This window comes from Paraburkholderia silviterrae, assembly GCF_004353915.1.
Taxonomy (GTDB): domain Bacteria; phylum Pseudomonadota; class Gammaproteobacteria; order Burkholderiales; family Burkholderiaceae; genus Paraburkholderia; species Paraburkholderia silviterrae.
In genome coordinates, this window is the sequence record NZ_SMRP01000051.1 from 22,106 (window position 1) to 35,788 (window position 13,683).

Annotated in this window: 12 protein-coding genes and 1 pseudogene; all 13 read left to right on the forward strand. The window is 62.7% G+C overall.

Features of this window, described 5'->3' with window-relative positions; genetic code table 11:
- The first annotated feature begins 55 nt into the window (after positions 1-55).
- Positions 56-763, forward strand: a complete 708-nt coding sequence (locus EYW47_RS39020; RefSeq protein WP_133200138.1) for an ABC transporter ATP-binding protein — start codon at positions 56-58, stop codon at positions 761-763.
- On the forward strand, positions 747-1,433 hold the full coding sequence (locus EYW47_RS39025; protein ID WP_133200139.1) for a hypothetical protein: 687 nt from the start codon (positions 747-749) through the stop codon (positions 1,431-1,433). The genes EYW47_RS39020 and EYW47_RS39025 overlap by 17 nt, the downstream gene beginning before the upstream one ends.
- Entirely contained in the window at positions 1,430-2,758 is a 1,329-nt protein-coding gene (locus EYW47_RS39030; protein ID WP_133200140.1) for an ABC transporter permease, read from the forward strand. The genes EYW47_RS39025 and EYW47_RS39030 overlap by 4 nt, the downstream gene beginning before the upstream one ends.
- A 40-nt stretch (positions 2,759-2,798) precedes the next feature.
- A complete protein-coding gene (locus EYW47_RS39035; RefSeq protein WP_133200141.1) occupies positions 2,799-3,557 on the forward strand; it encodes an SDR family oxidoreductase in 759 nt (252 codons plus the stop codon).
- Positions 3,558-3,606: 49 nt separating this feature from the next.
- Positions 3,607-4,416, forward strand: coding sequence for an outer membrane lipoprotein-sorting protein (locus EYW47_RS39040; protein WP_205710239.1), 810 nt, complete (start codon positions 3,607-3,609; stop codon positions 4,414-4,416).
- An 81-nt stretch (positions 4,417-4,497) separates the two neighbouring features.
- Positions 4,498-5,889 carry a hypothetical protein gene (locus EYW47_RS39045; protein WP_133200143.1) on the forward strand — a complete coding sequence of 464 codons (1,392 nt, stop codon included), beginning with the start codon at positions 4,498-4,500 and terminating at the stop codon, positions 5,887-5,889.
- Positions 5,858-6,838: an ACP S-malonyltransferase gene (locus EYW47_RS39050; RefSeq protein WP_133200144.1), complete on the forward strand. Its 981-nt coding sequence runs from the start codon at positions 5,858-5,860 to the stop codon at positions 6,836-6,838. Before EYW47_RS39045 ends, EYW47_RS39050 begins: the two co-directional genes overlap by 32 nt.
- 11 nt (positions 6,839-6,849) lie before the next feature.
- Complete coding sequence (locus EYW47_RS39055) at positions 6,850-7,908, forward strand: hypothetical protein (RefSeq protein WP_133200145.1); 1,059 nt, start codon at positions 6,850-6,852, stop codon at positions 7,906-7,908.
- Positions 7,909-8,046: 138 nt separating this feature from the next.
- Positions 8,047-9,894, forward strand: coding sequence for a DNA helicase RecQ (gene recQ, locus EYW47_RS39060; protein WP_133200146.1), 1,848 nt, complete (start codon positions 8,047-8,049; stop codon positions 9,892-9,894).
- A 290-nt stretch (positions 9,895-10,184) separates the two neighbouring features.
- The gene (gene rpsL, locus EYW47_RS39070; RefSeq protein ID WP_027797953.1) at positions 10,185-10,565 is read left to right on the forward strand and encodes a 30S ribosomal protein S12; all 381 of its coding nucleotides are present in this window, start codon (positions 10,185-10,187) and stop codon (positions 10,563-10,565) included.
- 214 nt (positions 10,566-10,779) lie between these two features.
- Positions 10,780-11,250 (forward strand): 30S ribosomal protein S7, encoded by a 471-nt coding sequence (gene rpsG / locus EYW47_RS39075; RefSeq protein ID WP_006053291.1) that lies wholly within the window; start codon positions 10,780-10,782, stop codon positions 11,248-11,250.
- Between the two features lie 165 nt (positions 11,251-11,415).
- Complete coding sequence (fusA, locus tag EYW47_RS39080) at positions 11,416-13,518, forward strand: elongation factor G (protein WP_133200148.1); 2,103 nt, start codon at positions 11,416-11,418, stop codon at positions 13,516-13,518.
- Positions 13,519-13,602: 84 nt separating this feature from the next.
- Positions 13,603-13,683 (forward strand): annotated as a pseudogene (locus EYW47_RS39085) (GTP-binding protein); the annotation flags it as partial.

Genomic DNA, 13,683 nt, shown 5'->3' on the forward strand with positions numbered 1-13,683 from the left:
ACAGCCCGCGTGCCGCCGCAAAGCGCGGCCGGCGGGCGGCATTGGAGGTGCGGTCATGACTATTAGCGTACAACCCCTGCCGATCGTCCAGATGCAGGGCGCCGGCAAGCGCTACGGAAGCGGCGCGGGCGCGGTGCATGCCCTGCAGGGCATCGACCTCACGATACGGCCGGGCGAGTTCGTCGCGTTGTGCGGGCCGTCGGGCAGCGGCAAGAGCACGCTGCTCAATCTGATGGCCGGCATCGATGCGCCAACCGAAGGGCGCGCGCTGCTCCTCAATCACGATTTCGGGAGCTTGAGCGACGTCGCGGCTGCTGCGCTGCGTGCGAAGACGATTGGCTTCGTGTTCCAGTTCTTCAACCTGCTGCCGGTCCTCAGCATATTCGACAACGTGTACTACCCGTTGATGCTCAACGGGCACAGCCGCGCGGATGCGCGCGACGAGGTGATGTCGATGCTCGAGCGCGTGGGTCTGATCGCGCATTACAAGCGCAGACCGGGCGAGCTTTCCGGCGGGCAGCAGCAGCGTGCCGCCATTGCGCGTGCGCTCGTGAAGCGCCCGGCGCTGGTTGTCGCGGACGAGCCGACGGGCAATCTGGATACGCACACGGGCGAGGAAATCGTCGATTTGCTGCTCGACATGAACAAAGAACTGCAGACCACGTTCGTCATCTCCACCCATTCGCTGCAATTGAAGGACAGGGCGCGACGTGTCATCGAGATCGAGGATGGGAGGCTCAAACGAGATGGGCAGCAAATTTAAGGCGCTTTTGCGCGGCACCCTTTGCGCGATGCTCTTCGCGAGCGCGCAGGCCATGGCGGATAACGCAACGAGCGACGCGGCGCGAAGCGCGGCGACGCTGGCCGCGCTGAGTGCGCAGAGCACGGGCGATGCCCGTGCGCAGGCGATTCTCGCGATCGCGCAGCGCGCCTCGGGCTCGGACCTCGACCACGCAGTGTCCACGCTCAGGACAACGCTCATGCGCGATCCGGCGGACCTGAACGCGAAGATGTATTACGGGTACGGCCTGCTGCGTCTGGCGCGTCAGTATCTTGCCAACAAGAATTTCATGCAGGCAGCCGAGCGCGCGAAGCAGGGATTTTTCTACGTCGACGAGGCCGCGGATAGTGCGCCGGACGACTGGCGGCTGCGCTACCAGCGCACGCGCGTCGACGCGTTCGCGCCGCCTTCGACTGGACGGTGCGTGATCGCACTCAAGGACACGGCCTACCTCAAGTCGAATGCGGCTGTGCCGCGCGACCTGATGCCGATGATCGACTTCATGCGGGGGCGCGCTCAGGATGTGTGCCGCCAGGGCTCGTCGCTGGCGGGCGGCAATCCGGAGCAAGCGTCCGCTGTCGCGCCCGCCCCGCCCATGACGCCTGCGGAGATCGCCAACGTGCTGGAACCCATCGTGAAGGAGCAGCGATGAGCACTGCATTGTTCTATCTTTCGAACGCCGTGATGGTCTACGCCTTTGCGGTTGCGCTCGGTGCTTGCCTGTGGCGCCGTACCGATCTTCAGTATGTCTTTCTGAATCTGTTTCGCCAGCGCCGCCGCTCGGGCATGACGCTGCTCGCCATCGTCCTCGGCGGTGTCGCGGTCTTTCTGTTCGGCGGCTTTGTCGACTATTCCTTTTGGGCTTTGCGCGAGCAGACGATTCGCACGAACGTCGGCCACATCCAGCTCTACGAAAAAGGGTATCTCGAGAGCGGCGCCGCGGTCGGAACCATGACGCATAGCATTGCTAACTATGATGAAATCGCGCGCATCTTGCGCACCGATCCGGTGATCGGGCCGCATATCAAGACCGTGACCGGGCGCATCGAGTTTTCGGGAATCATTTCTCGCTATGAGAGCGGCGTGTCGACCTTTTTCTCGGGCGTGGGCGTGGAGCCCGAGACTTCGCTCGAGCTCGGCGCACTCGATCGCGTGGTGTCCGGAAGCGACCTCTCGCGTATCCAGTCGAAGGGGGTGACGATTGGCTCGGGTGTGGCCGCCGCCCTGAAGGCGAAGTACGACGACTACACCGATATGCTCGTCGTCACGCCGGGCGGGGGGCAGAACGCCATGTCGGTGCAGGTACGCGGCGTGTTCTCTTCGGGCATCAAGGAGTACGACGACACCACGATCAAGCTGCCGCTGAAGACGGTGCAGCAACTGCTGCAGACCTCGAACGTGAGCCGCATGATCATTCTGCTCGACAACACGGACTATACCGATGCAGCCATGCGGCGCATCGACGAGATCATCAAGGCACGCAATCTGCCGCTCGAAGCGCGTCCGTGGACCGATCTCGCCGTGTTCTATCACCAGGTCGTCAATCTGTTCGAGGGCATCTTCTTCTTCATCAAGGCGCTCGTCAGCGTGATCGTCGTCTTCATGATTGGCAACACATTGATGATGAGCGTCGTCGAGCGCACGCGGGAGATCGCGACGCTGCGCGCGCTCGGCCTCACGAAGCGCCACGTTGGCCGGCTCTTCATTCTCGAGGGCATCGTGATCGGTTTGCTCGGCGCCGCGATCAGCGTCGTGCTCGGGATCGGCATTGCCGAGCTCATCAACATCAACGGTGTGCCCATGCCGCCGTCGCCGGGCTACACCCAGGGTTATCTGGCGTTTGTCATGTGGACGGGCGATTACCGGCTGTTCTGGTTCGCGTGCGCGCTGCCGCTGGTCACCGCGGTGATTGCCTCGATCATGCCGGCGCGGCGCGCTGCGAATCTCGTCATTGCCGAAGCATTCAGGTTCGTTTGAACCACATATCAACATTTATCAACGACAAAAGGAAATACAGATGAAAAAGCAGCAACGGGTTCTGATTACGGGGGCGGGCCGCGGTATTGGTTTCGCGATCGCTCGACTGCTGGCCTCCGAGGGCTACGACCTCGTGTTGAATTATCGATCGGAGCAGGGCAAGTCGATCGCGAATCTGCAGCGATTCCTGCAAAGCGACGAGGCGAAGGGTGTCGATATCCGGCTCGCCAAGGGGGACATTGCGGAGACCCGCGATATCGAGAGCATGATGAAGGCGCTGCGCGCCGATGGCATCGAGCAGATCGATCACCTCGTGCTCAACGCCGCGAGCTCGCCCTTCAAGCCGTTCCTAGACATGAACAAGTTCGACTGGAAACTGCTGCTCAACAGCAATCTGGTCGGCAACGTCGCCTGCGTGAACGAAGTGGTGCCGATGATGAAGGACGGCGGCACGATCTGCGTTCTCTCGAGCATGGGTAGCCGCGTCGTCATGCCGAAGTATCCGCTCGGCATCATGAAATCGGCGCTCGAGAATCTCGTGCGCTATCTCGAAGTCGAACTCTATGACCGCAATGTGCGCGTCAACGGCGTCTGCGCCGGTCTCGTCAACACGGACATGGGGCCGATTCTCAAGGAAATGTGGCCGGAAGCCGTGGCGCGCTTCGAGGCGGGCAACCGCCGCTGGGCGATCGAACCCGAAGAAGTCGCGGAAATCGTGTCGTTCCTGATTTCGCCGAAATCCTCGGCTATCCGCGGCGCGACGGTGCTGGCCGATCTGGGCGGCGGGCTGTCAGCCTGAGGGGGCGCCGATGATACACAGAAAAGTAGCGCTTGTTGCGGCGTTGCTGGTGAGTGCTGCATCGGCCGCGTCGGCCGACGAAGCGGTCCCGCTCGCTTTGCCGGCGTCCGCCGCTGCAGCGCCGGCGAGCGAAAGCGGTGCCCCTGTGCAGCAGGACGCCCAGGCCCAGCACATCATTCGCATGGCCGATCGCGTGCGCGCGCCGGATCAGCCGTTCCGCTATTCCGTGAAGCTCAGCGAGTTTCAGGGCGGCAAGAGCGTGAACCAGCAGACGCTCGATATCTCCATGCGCTTTTACAAGTTCTCGGAGCGCGCTCTGAAGGGCGACGCGCGCGCGCTCGTGCGCTTTGTCGAGCCGGTCAGGGACAAGGGCAAGGCCATGCTCTCGGACTACGAGAAGATGTGGTACTACGCGCCGGATCTGCGCCGGCCGATCCCCATCTCCAAGCAGCAGCGGCTCATTGGGCAGATCTCGAACGGTGACGTTGTCGCGGCGGATTTCGACTATTCGTACGTCTCGCAGCTGCAAGGCGAGGAGCCTTGCGGCAAGACCACATGCTATCGCGTCGCGTTGCAGCGGCGCTGGCCGTTCGTAACATACCCGAAGATCATGTACTGGGTCGAGAAAGATACGTTCTATCCGTATCGAGCCGACTTCATGTCCGATTCCGGCGTGGTCATCAAGCGGTCGTACTACAGCGATTTTCGTTCGGAGCTTGGGCAGATGCGCCCGCATCGTATCGTCGTTGAGGATTCGCTTCGTAAGGATAACTATACGACCATGGATTATTCCGATGTGCGTTACGAGTCGCTGCCGGATAGCTATTTCCAGATCGACTATCTCATGCGCCTGAATTGATCCGCTCGAACTGCTGCGGTTCGGGGGGAGCACGGATTGGCCGACAAAGGCGTCATCGTTTGACATGACAGGACAGGGATAGTGAAAAACCGCTTAGCACTAACGTGTTTTGCCGCGCTGGGGGCGCAGTGGTTCGCGCCGCCGGCGCATGCGTTCGACTGCGCTTCCGCGCGCGGCTACGTGGGCCTCGAGGGCGACGGCGCGCTCTCACGCGACAGCTTGTGGGGCAGCGATTCGTCCCCGAGCAACTTCACCGTGAATGGCTATGCCAGCGGGACCATTTCGTGCCAGCTCTCCGGGCAGTTCAGCGTGAAGGCGTCGGGGGTCGCGGAGTATGCGATGGACACGGAAGATCCCGGCACACTCGACGGCAAAAAGGACAGCGGCCTTGCCATCCTGAACGAGGGGTACGTCACCTGGAAGCCGTCGGAGCAGATCTTCCTCGACGTCGGCAAGATCGAGCGCAGTAACGGCAATCTGTTTTCGCAGAATCCGCTCGACGTGGTTCGCAATACGTCGGGAAATCTGCGCTCCACGCTCGTCAGCAATGGCGACACGAACCGCTACGGGTTCTACCGTGAAGGGTCGGTGGGGCTGGGCGTGACTGCATACAACGACCATGGCACGATCGACCTCGCTTACTTGCCGAAGCTCGCGACCAACAACGACCAGGCGCAATCCGCGGAGAGATGGAGCGCGCTCGAGCGCACCAACTCCAACAACCGCTTTTACGCGGCATTCACGTCTTCGGCGCTGAGCAATTTCAATCCTACCGTCGCGGCGGTGGTGGGCGACTACAACGTGCTCGGCGTGGGGACCAGCGGCTATTTGATGGACAACCTCATGCTGGGCGTGCAGGCGTCGGTCAGCAAGGGGCAGCGCTGGCGCCATTTGAATATGGCCAAGGCGGCGGCCATCCGCTCGTATCAGAACGTGGGCGATCCTTTTTCGATCGACCGGGACGGCGCGCTTACCGATATTGCCGTTGGCCTGCGCTACACCGATTCCGATCGCAGGGAATATGGCATCGAATACTACGGCCAGAGCCAGGGTTACAGCCGCAGCGAATGGAAGGGCTACTTCGACACGGTCACGTTCGTCAACGGCGGCTATGCGAAAGGCTTGCCACCCTCCGTCGCCGCAAATCTCGCGTCGGGCTACGACCAGTACTCGAGCCTCTTCGCATCGGAGACGGACAACGCGAACCGGGCGGGCAACCTGCTCGGCAAGCATTATCTGACCGTCTTCGTCAGTTCAAAGAAGCAGGCGCTCCGCAAGCTCGACTGGACGGCGTCGGTGACGACGAATCTGGTCGATGGCAGTGCATATGCCAACGCACGCTTGAGCACCTTCGCAAGCAATCACGTCGAGCTTTACACGGGAGCCTCGATGAGTTTCGGATCGAGCCGTTCTGAATTCGGGCAATTCGGCAGGAGGGGGTATGTTTATGCAGGAACGCGAATCATCGTTTGAGCGCGTGATCTCCGATCACGTCTTTCTATTCCCGGGGCAGGGCAATCCGGCGATCGGCATGGGTGCCGAAGTCTGCGACGTGTCGCCCGCCACGACAGCCGTCTGGGACTGCGCGAGCGACTACTCGGGTGTCGACGTTCGCAAGCTGTGCCGCAGGGGGCCGATGACGCGGCTCACGCGCACGCGCTTTCAGCAGCTTGCGGTGACCACGGTCAGCGTCGCGATGTTCGAGCGCCTGCGCGAGTTCATGGCGATCGAGCGGCCGGTGTTCGCCGGGCACAGCGCGGGCGAGTACGCCGCGCTCTACGCCGCGGGCGCCTTCGATATGCCGATGCTCTTCAAGGCGATCACCGCGCGTGCCAATCTGATGGAGGAAATGGCCGAGGCGAGCGATGGCGCGATGTACGTGGTGAAGGGCATCGACCGGTCCACGCTGCAGGGCCTGCTCGACGAGTCGGGCGCTGGCGCAGGCGTGCAGATTGCCAACGACAACTCGCCGCGTCAGCAAGTGCTCTCCGGAACGGCGTCGGACGTCAAGGCGATGATCGCGGAGTTGCAGCGCGCCGGCTACGACGTTGTGAAGCTGCCTGTCAACGGCGCATGGCACAGCAATCTGATGGCGCCGGCCGTCCCGCGTTTGCGCGAGGCGCTTCGCGCGCTTGCGGTGCGCAAGCCGGTGCATCCGGTGTACATGAACCTGAGCGCCGGCGTTGAAGAGGACGTGGACGTCATTGTCGAGAACCTGTGCGGCCATCTGACCCAGACGGTGCGCTGGCGGGAAACGATGGATGCGATGCTTTCGCGCGGCCGCACGAGCTTCGCCGAGATGGGGGCGAAAAGGATGCTGACGCATATGCTCGCATCGCATTACCCCGCGGGCGCGCAGCTCGATGTCTCCTGCTTCGACGACTGGTCCGCGCGGTGCGAGCCAGCCGAGTCCGTCTGCTAAGCGAGGTCGAGATGGTGCCGAGTTCCTCTGAATACATCAGGCGCCGCATGGTGGCGATCATCGTCGTGACCGGCGTGATTGCCACCGTACTGGTGTCCTCGCTGACGCGCAATGCGCCCGGCCTTTCGGTTGCGCAGGCGATCGCGGGGCTCGGCATGATTTCCGCGTCGATTTTCTTCGCCATTGCCCGGGACAGTGGCGGCTACTGGTTTTACGCGATCCGCGCGGGCAAGGTATTCGATCCGAATCCGAGCTTCCCCGGCGATGCGCAAGACAGCACCTGGCAGGGCGCGCTCATCCGCAACCCCTGGATGGCAGCCGTTGTGGGGTTCGAGTTTGCCGCGCTCATTTGCCTTCTCGCGGACGCGCTCTTTCCCGGGCATCTCGTCCTGTTTGCCTGGTGCTACACGATCGTGCTGCTTCCCGCAGCGACGGTCGGCTTTTCGCTGCTGGCTGCACGCGCGGGTGCGCAAGATGCGTTGAGGATTTTGAGCGGCAAGCACGCCATCGCTCAGTCGCAGCATCGCGCGGCTCAACTGGTGGCGGCCGACCTTTTTATCGCTATTGCCACCAACTTCGCGCTCGTGCTGCCGGTTCGGCACAAGCCGGCGTATTCACTGGAGCACGGGTACGGCTATGCGCCGTTTGTCGTGGCCTTTGTCGTTTTGCTGCTGATCGTGTGCGCATTCATGCTCTGCTTCGCGGCGCGCTCGCGGCGCGCCACTCTGGTGGGCGAGCTTCTGATGGGCAAGGCGGATGGCCAATTCGCTTCGCTCGCCGGTCCGTCGCGATGGCTCGCCCTGTCCAGACTCCGCCGCTACGCGCTCTACGTCGTATCGACGGTCGTCTGGGCGGTGCTCGTGTGCGCTGCATTCGCGAAGTGGGCGCCTTCGTGGGGCTTCGTTCCTCTTTATTGCGTCGCCCTCGTGCCGCTGGTCCTCATGTATGCGCTCGAGCGATGCGCGGCGATGCGCCGCGATCTGGCCGAGGCGCAGGACGCCGAGCGTCGTGTGGTGATGACGTTCAGCTACGAGAAATTGCCTGGGCTTATCGAGGAACGCATGACGTGACGTGCCGCGGGGGGCGGGGGGGGGGCGGTGCGGCAGCCCGCCTCACTGCCGTTCGGCCAACGTCGCGGAGTTTGGCGGTCGAGGCGGGTGCGGGTTGGTAAAATGCGGCAACCCCGCCCCATCACGTGTGCCCCCTTCATGTCCCGCTCCCTCGAAATTCTCAACGAAGTCTTCGGTTATCCCGTCTTTAGAGGGCAGCAGGCCGAGATCGTCGAGCATGTCGCGGCGGGCGGCGATTCCCTGGTGCTCATGCCCACGGGCGGCGGCAAATCGCTCTGCTATCAGATTCCCGCGCTCGTGCGCCACGAAGCGGGCCAGGGCGCCGGCATCGTGGTGTCGCCGCTGATTGCGCTCATGCAGGACCAGGTGGCCGCGCTCACCGAAGTCGGCGTGCGCGCCGCGTACCTGAATTCCACGCTCACCGGCGCCGAGGCCGCCGCCACCGAGCGCGCGCTGCGCGAGGGCGACATCGACCTGCTCTATGTCGCGCCCGAGCGTCTCATGACGCCGCGCTTTCTCGATCTGCTAGAGCGCGCGCGCATCGGGCTCTTTGCGATCGACGAGGCCCATTGCGTGTCGCAATGGGGGCACGATTTCCGGCCCGAGTACATTCAGCTCTCGGTGTTGCACGAGCGCTTCCCGGACGTGCCGCGCATCGCGCTCACCGCCACTGCGGACGCAATCACGCGCGACGAGATCGTGCACCGTCTCGCGCTCGACGACGCGCGCATCTTCGTGTCGAGCTTCGACCGCCCGAACATCCGCTACCGCATCGTGGAGAAGGACAACGCGCGCACGCAGCTGCTCGACTTCATCCGCGCGGAGCACACACGCGCCGACGGCACGACCGATGCGGGCGTCGTCTACTGCCTCTCGCGCCGCAAGGTCGAAGAAACCGCCGAGTGGCTGAAGGGGCAGGGCATCCGGGCATTGCCGTACCACGCCGGCATGGAGTTCGAGGTGCGCCAGAAGCACCAGGAGCTCTTCCAGCGCGAGGAAGGCGTGGTCATGTGCGCGACCATCGCGTTTGGCATGGGCATCGACAAGCCGGATGTGCGTTTCGTCGCGCACCTCGACTTGCCCAAGAGCGTGGAAGGCTACTACCAGGAGACCGGCCGCGCGGGCCGCGACGGGCTGGCGGCCAATGCGTGGATGGCCTATGGCCTCGGCGACGTCGTGCAGCAGCGCAAGATGATCGACGAGTCGGACGCCGACGAGCAGCACAAGCGCGTCCAGACGGGCAAGCTCGACGCGCTGCTCGGCCTGTGCGAGACGGCCACGTGCCGGCGTGTGCGCCTGCTCGCGTATTTCGGCGAAGAGAGCAAGCCGTGCGGCAACTGCGACACCTGCATCGAGCCCCCGGCCACGTGGGACGCCACGCGCGAGGCGCAGATGGCGCTGTCCTGTGTGTTCCGCGCGCAGCGCGCGAGCGGTTTCAACTTCGGCGCCGGCCACCTGATCGATATTCTGCGCGGTAACGGAACCGAGAAGATCATGCAGCGCGGGCACGAGAAGATCTCGACCTTCGGCATCGGCTCGGCGCTTTCCGAGGCGGAATGGCGCGCCATCTTTCGTCAGCTGGTGGCGTTCGGCTACCTCACCGTCGATCACGACGGGTTCGGCGCGCTCGTGCTCACCGAGGCAAGCAAGTCCGTGCTCAAAGGCGAGCAGAAGGTCACGATGCGCCGCTATGTGAAGCCCACGCGCACGCGCGCCTCGTCGAGCCGCACCAGCGAGCGGGCCGATCCGACCCTCGGCATGAGCCCGCGCCAGCGCGCGCGCTGGGAGCGCCTGCGGATGTGGCGCACCGAAACCGCGAAGAGCGAGGGCGTGCCGGCCTACGTCATCTTCCACGACGCCACGCTGGCGGAGATCGCGCGCAACGGCCCCGAGTCGGTCGACGAATTGCGCGATATCCCCGGCATCGGCGCGCGCAAGCTCGAGCGCTTTGGCGAGGAGCTGGTCGAGGTCGTCGGCGACGACTGAGCGCATCGATTCTTGCATCGGCGTCGCATCGACACGGTGGCGCGTCACGCCGCCGTCACATCCTCCGTCGTCCGAAATGACGCAAGCCGTTGACTCGCTTGGTATTTTCGGAATATCATGCTGGGTTCCGGTTTCTGGGACGCTTGCGCGCGTCGGTTAGTTTGACTAATTCGTCGGCTGATCTGCGCGATAAAAAGCCAGCTTTTTCGGTTTCCGGAGTTCGACACGCATGGTTTTCTGCTTTGCCCGGAAATAAATGCGTCGATTTTGTTCAATTTCAGGAATAAACAATGCCAACCATCAATCAACTGGTTCGCAAAGGCCGCGCTTCGGAAGCTACGAAGAGCAAGAGCCCGGCCCTGCAGGACTGCCCGCAGCGTCGCGGCGTGTGCACCCGTGTGTACACGACGACGCCGAAGAAGCCGAACTCGGCACTTCGTAAGGTCGCCAAGGTTCGTCTGACGAACGGCTTCGAAGTCATTTCGTACATCGGTGGTGAAGGCCACAACCTGCAGGAGCACTCGGTTGTGCTGATCCGCGGCGGCCGTGTGAAGGACTTGCCGGGTGTGCGTTACCACATGGTTCGCGGCTCGCTGGATACCCAGGGCGTCAAGGATCGTAAGCAGGCTCGTTCGAAGTACGGCGCGAAGCGCGCGAAGGCTGCGAAGTAAGAGTCAGCAGTGTGTTGTACAGGTCGTCGCGCTCGCGAGAGTGCCGGCGATAAGAGCGACAGGTGCCGGATTCGCCGGTGCTGTCGAGTAAGTGGTCACCCGACCAGGCTGGTAAGTCCGGGGATGTGCAACCCGGGATGAATCGGGTTAGTTGGTGGCCGCGGAGCGCAAGGGATGCATCCCGCGCTTCAACTGAAAAGTTAAAGGAAGAAACATGCCGCGTCGTCGCGAAGTCCCCAAGCGGGAAGTGTTGCCGGATCCGAAGTTCGGCAACGTTGATGTAGCCAAGTTCATGAACGTGCTGATGCTCTCCGGCAAGAAGTCGGTTGCCGAGCGTATCGTGTACGGCGCTTTCGAACAGATCCAGACCAAGGGTGGCAAGGACCCGCTGGAAGTGTTCACTGTTGCGCTCAACAACGTGAAGCCGGTGGTGGAAGTGAAGAGCCGCCGCGTTGGTGGTGCGAACTATCAGGTTCCGGTCGAAGTGCGCCCCTCGCGTCGTATGGCATTGGCGATGCGTTGGCTGCGTGAAGCCGCGAAGAAGCGCAGCGAGAAGTCGATGGCCCTGCGTCTGGCAGGTGAACTCTCCGAAGCGGCCGAAGGCCGTGGCGGCGCGATGAAGAAGCGCGACGAAGTTCACCGGATGGCAGAAGCGAACAAGGCGTTCTCGCACTTCCGCTTCTAAGAGAAGACCCCTGCCGGGGTTTGCTCAAAAAGCGGAAAAAAATTCCGGGCGGGTGCGCTTATCAGGCGCCTCGCCCGTTTGTGTTCAGGCACGTTGGGATCGGCCCGGTCGGGATAGGCCCGGTCAGGATCGATCCCGGCGCGCACCTCCCCATAGAGGATCAAAGTGGCTCGCAAGACTCCTATCGAGCGCTACCGCAACATCGGTATTAGCGCTCACATCGACGCTGGCAAGACGACGACGACCGAGCGCATTCTGTTTTACACCGGCGTGAACCACAAGATTGGTGAAGTTCACGACGGCGCTGCGACCATGGACTGGATGGAGCAGGAGCAGGAGCGTGGCATCACGATTACGTCGGCTGCTACGACCGCGTTCTGGAAGGGCATGGGCGGCAACTATCCCGAGCACCGCATCAACATCATCGACACCCCGGGCCACGTCGACTTCACGATTGAAGTCGAGCGCTCGATGCGCGTGCTCGACGGCGCGTGCATGGTCTACTGCGCAGTGGGCGGCGTTCAGCCCCAGTCGGAAACCGTGTGGCGCCAGGCGAACAAGTACAAGGTTCCCCGTCTCGCGTTCGTCAACAAGATGGACCGTACCGGCGCGAACTTCTTCAAGGTCTACGAGCAGCTCAAGACGCGTCTGAAGGCGAACCCGGTTCCTGTCGTGGTGCCGATCGGCGCGGAAGACACGTTCACGGGCGTGGTCGACCTGATCAAGATGAAGGCGATCATTTGGGACGAAGCGTCCCAAGGTACGAAGTTCGACTACGTCGACATCCCGGCTGAACTCGTTGATTCGTGCAACGAATGGCGCGAGAAGATGGTCGAGTCGGCTGCTGAAGCCAACGAAGAGCTGATGGAAAAGTACCTCGGCGGCGAAGAGCTGACCGAAGCGGAAATCGTCAAGGCGATCCGCGACCGGACCATCGCTTGCGAAATCCAGCCGATGCTGTGCGGCACCGCGTTCAAGAACAAGGGCGTGCAGCGCATGCTCGACGCCGTGATCGACTTCCTGCCGTCGCCGGTGGATATTCCCCCGGTCAAGGGCGAACTCGAAAACGGTGAAACGGCAGAGCGCCGCGCAGCCGACGACGAGAAGTTCGCGGCACTCGCGTTCAAGATCATGACCGACCCGTTCGTCGGCCAGCTGATCTTCTTCCGCGCGTACTCGGGCATCGTCAACTCGGGCGACACCGTGTTGAACTCGACCAAGGGCAAGAAGGAACGCCTCGGCCGTATTCTGCAGATGCACGCGAACAACCGCGAAGAAATCAAGGAAGTTCGCGCAGGCGACATCGCTGCTGCGGTCGGCCTGAAGGAAGCGACCACGGGCGACACGCTGTGCGATCCGCAGAACCCGATCATCCTGGAACGCATGGTGTTCCCGGAGCCGGTGATTTCGCAGGCCGTCGAGCCGAAGACCAAGCCGGACCAGGAAAAGATGGGCATCGCCCTGAACCGCCTGGCGCAGGAAGACCCGTCGTTCCGCGTCCAGACGGACGAGGAATCGGGCCAGACCATCATTTCGGGTATGGGCGAGCTCCACCTCGAAATTCTGGTCGATCGCATGAAGCGCGAATTCGGCGTGGAAGCAACTGTCGGCAAGCCGCAGGTTGCGTACCGCGAAACGATCCGCGCGACGGCGAAGGACGTGGACGGCAAGTTCGTCAAGCAGTCGGGTGGTCGCGGCCAGTACGGTCACGCGGTCATCACGCTCGAGCCGAACGAGCAGGGCAAGGGCTACGAGTTCCTGGACGAGATCAAGGGTGGTGTGATTCCGCGCGAATACATCCCCGCGGTCGACAAGGGTATCCAGGACACGCTGAAGGCTGGCGTGCTGGCGGGCTTCCCGGTCGTCGACGTCAAGGTTCACCTGACGTTCGGTTCGTACCACGACGTTGACTCGAACGAAAATGCGTTCCGCATGGCCGGTTCGATGGCGTTCAAGGAAGCAATGCGCAAGGCGCAGCCGGTCATCCTCGAACCGATGATGGCTGTCGAAGTCGAAACGCCGGAAGACTACATGGGCAACGTGATGGGCGACCTGTCGGGCCGTCGCGGTATCGTCCAGGGCATGGAAGACATGGTTGGCGGCGGCAAGATCGTTCGCGCCGAAGTGCCGCTGTCGGAAATGTTCGGCTACTCGACCTCGCTGCGCTCGCTCACGCAAGGCCGCGCAACGTACACGATGGAATTCAAGCACTACGCAGAAGCACCGCGTAACGTGGCCGACGCGATCATCAGCGCGAAGGCGAAGTAAGCATCGGCGCAAAAGCGGATCTGGCATGGGCTGGGTCCGCATCGCACAGACACCGATTCACCACTTTTTTGAAAGAAGAGAAACATGGCAAAAGGTAAATTCGAACGGACCAAGCCGCACGTGAACGTGGGCACGATCGGTCACGTTGACCACGGCAAGACCACG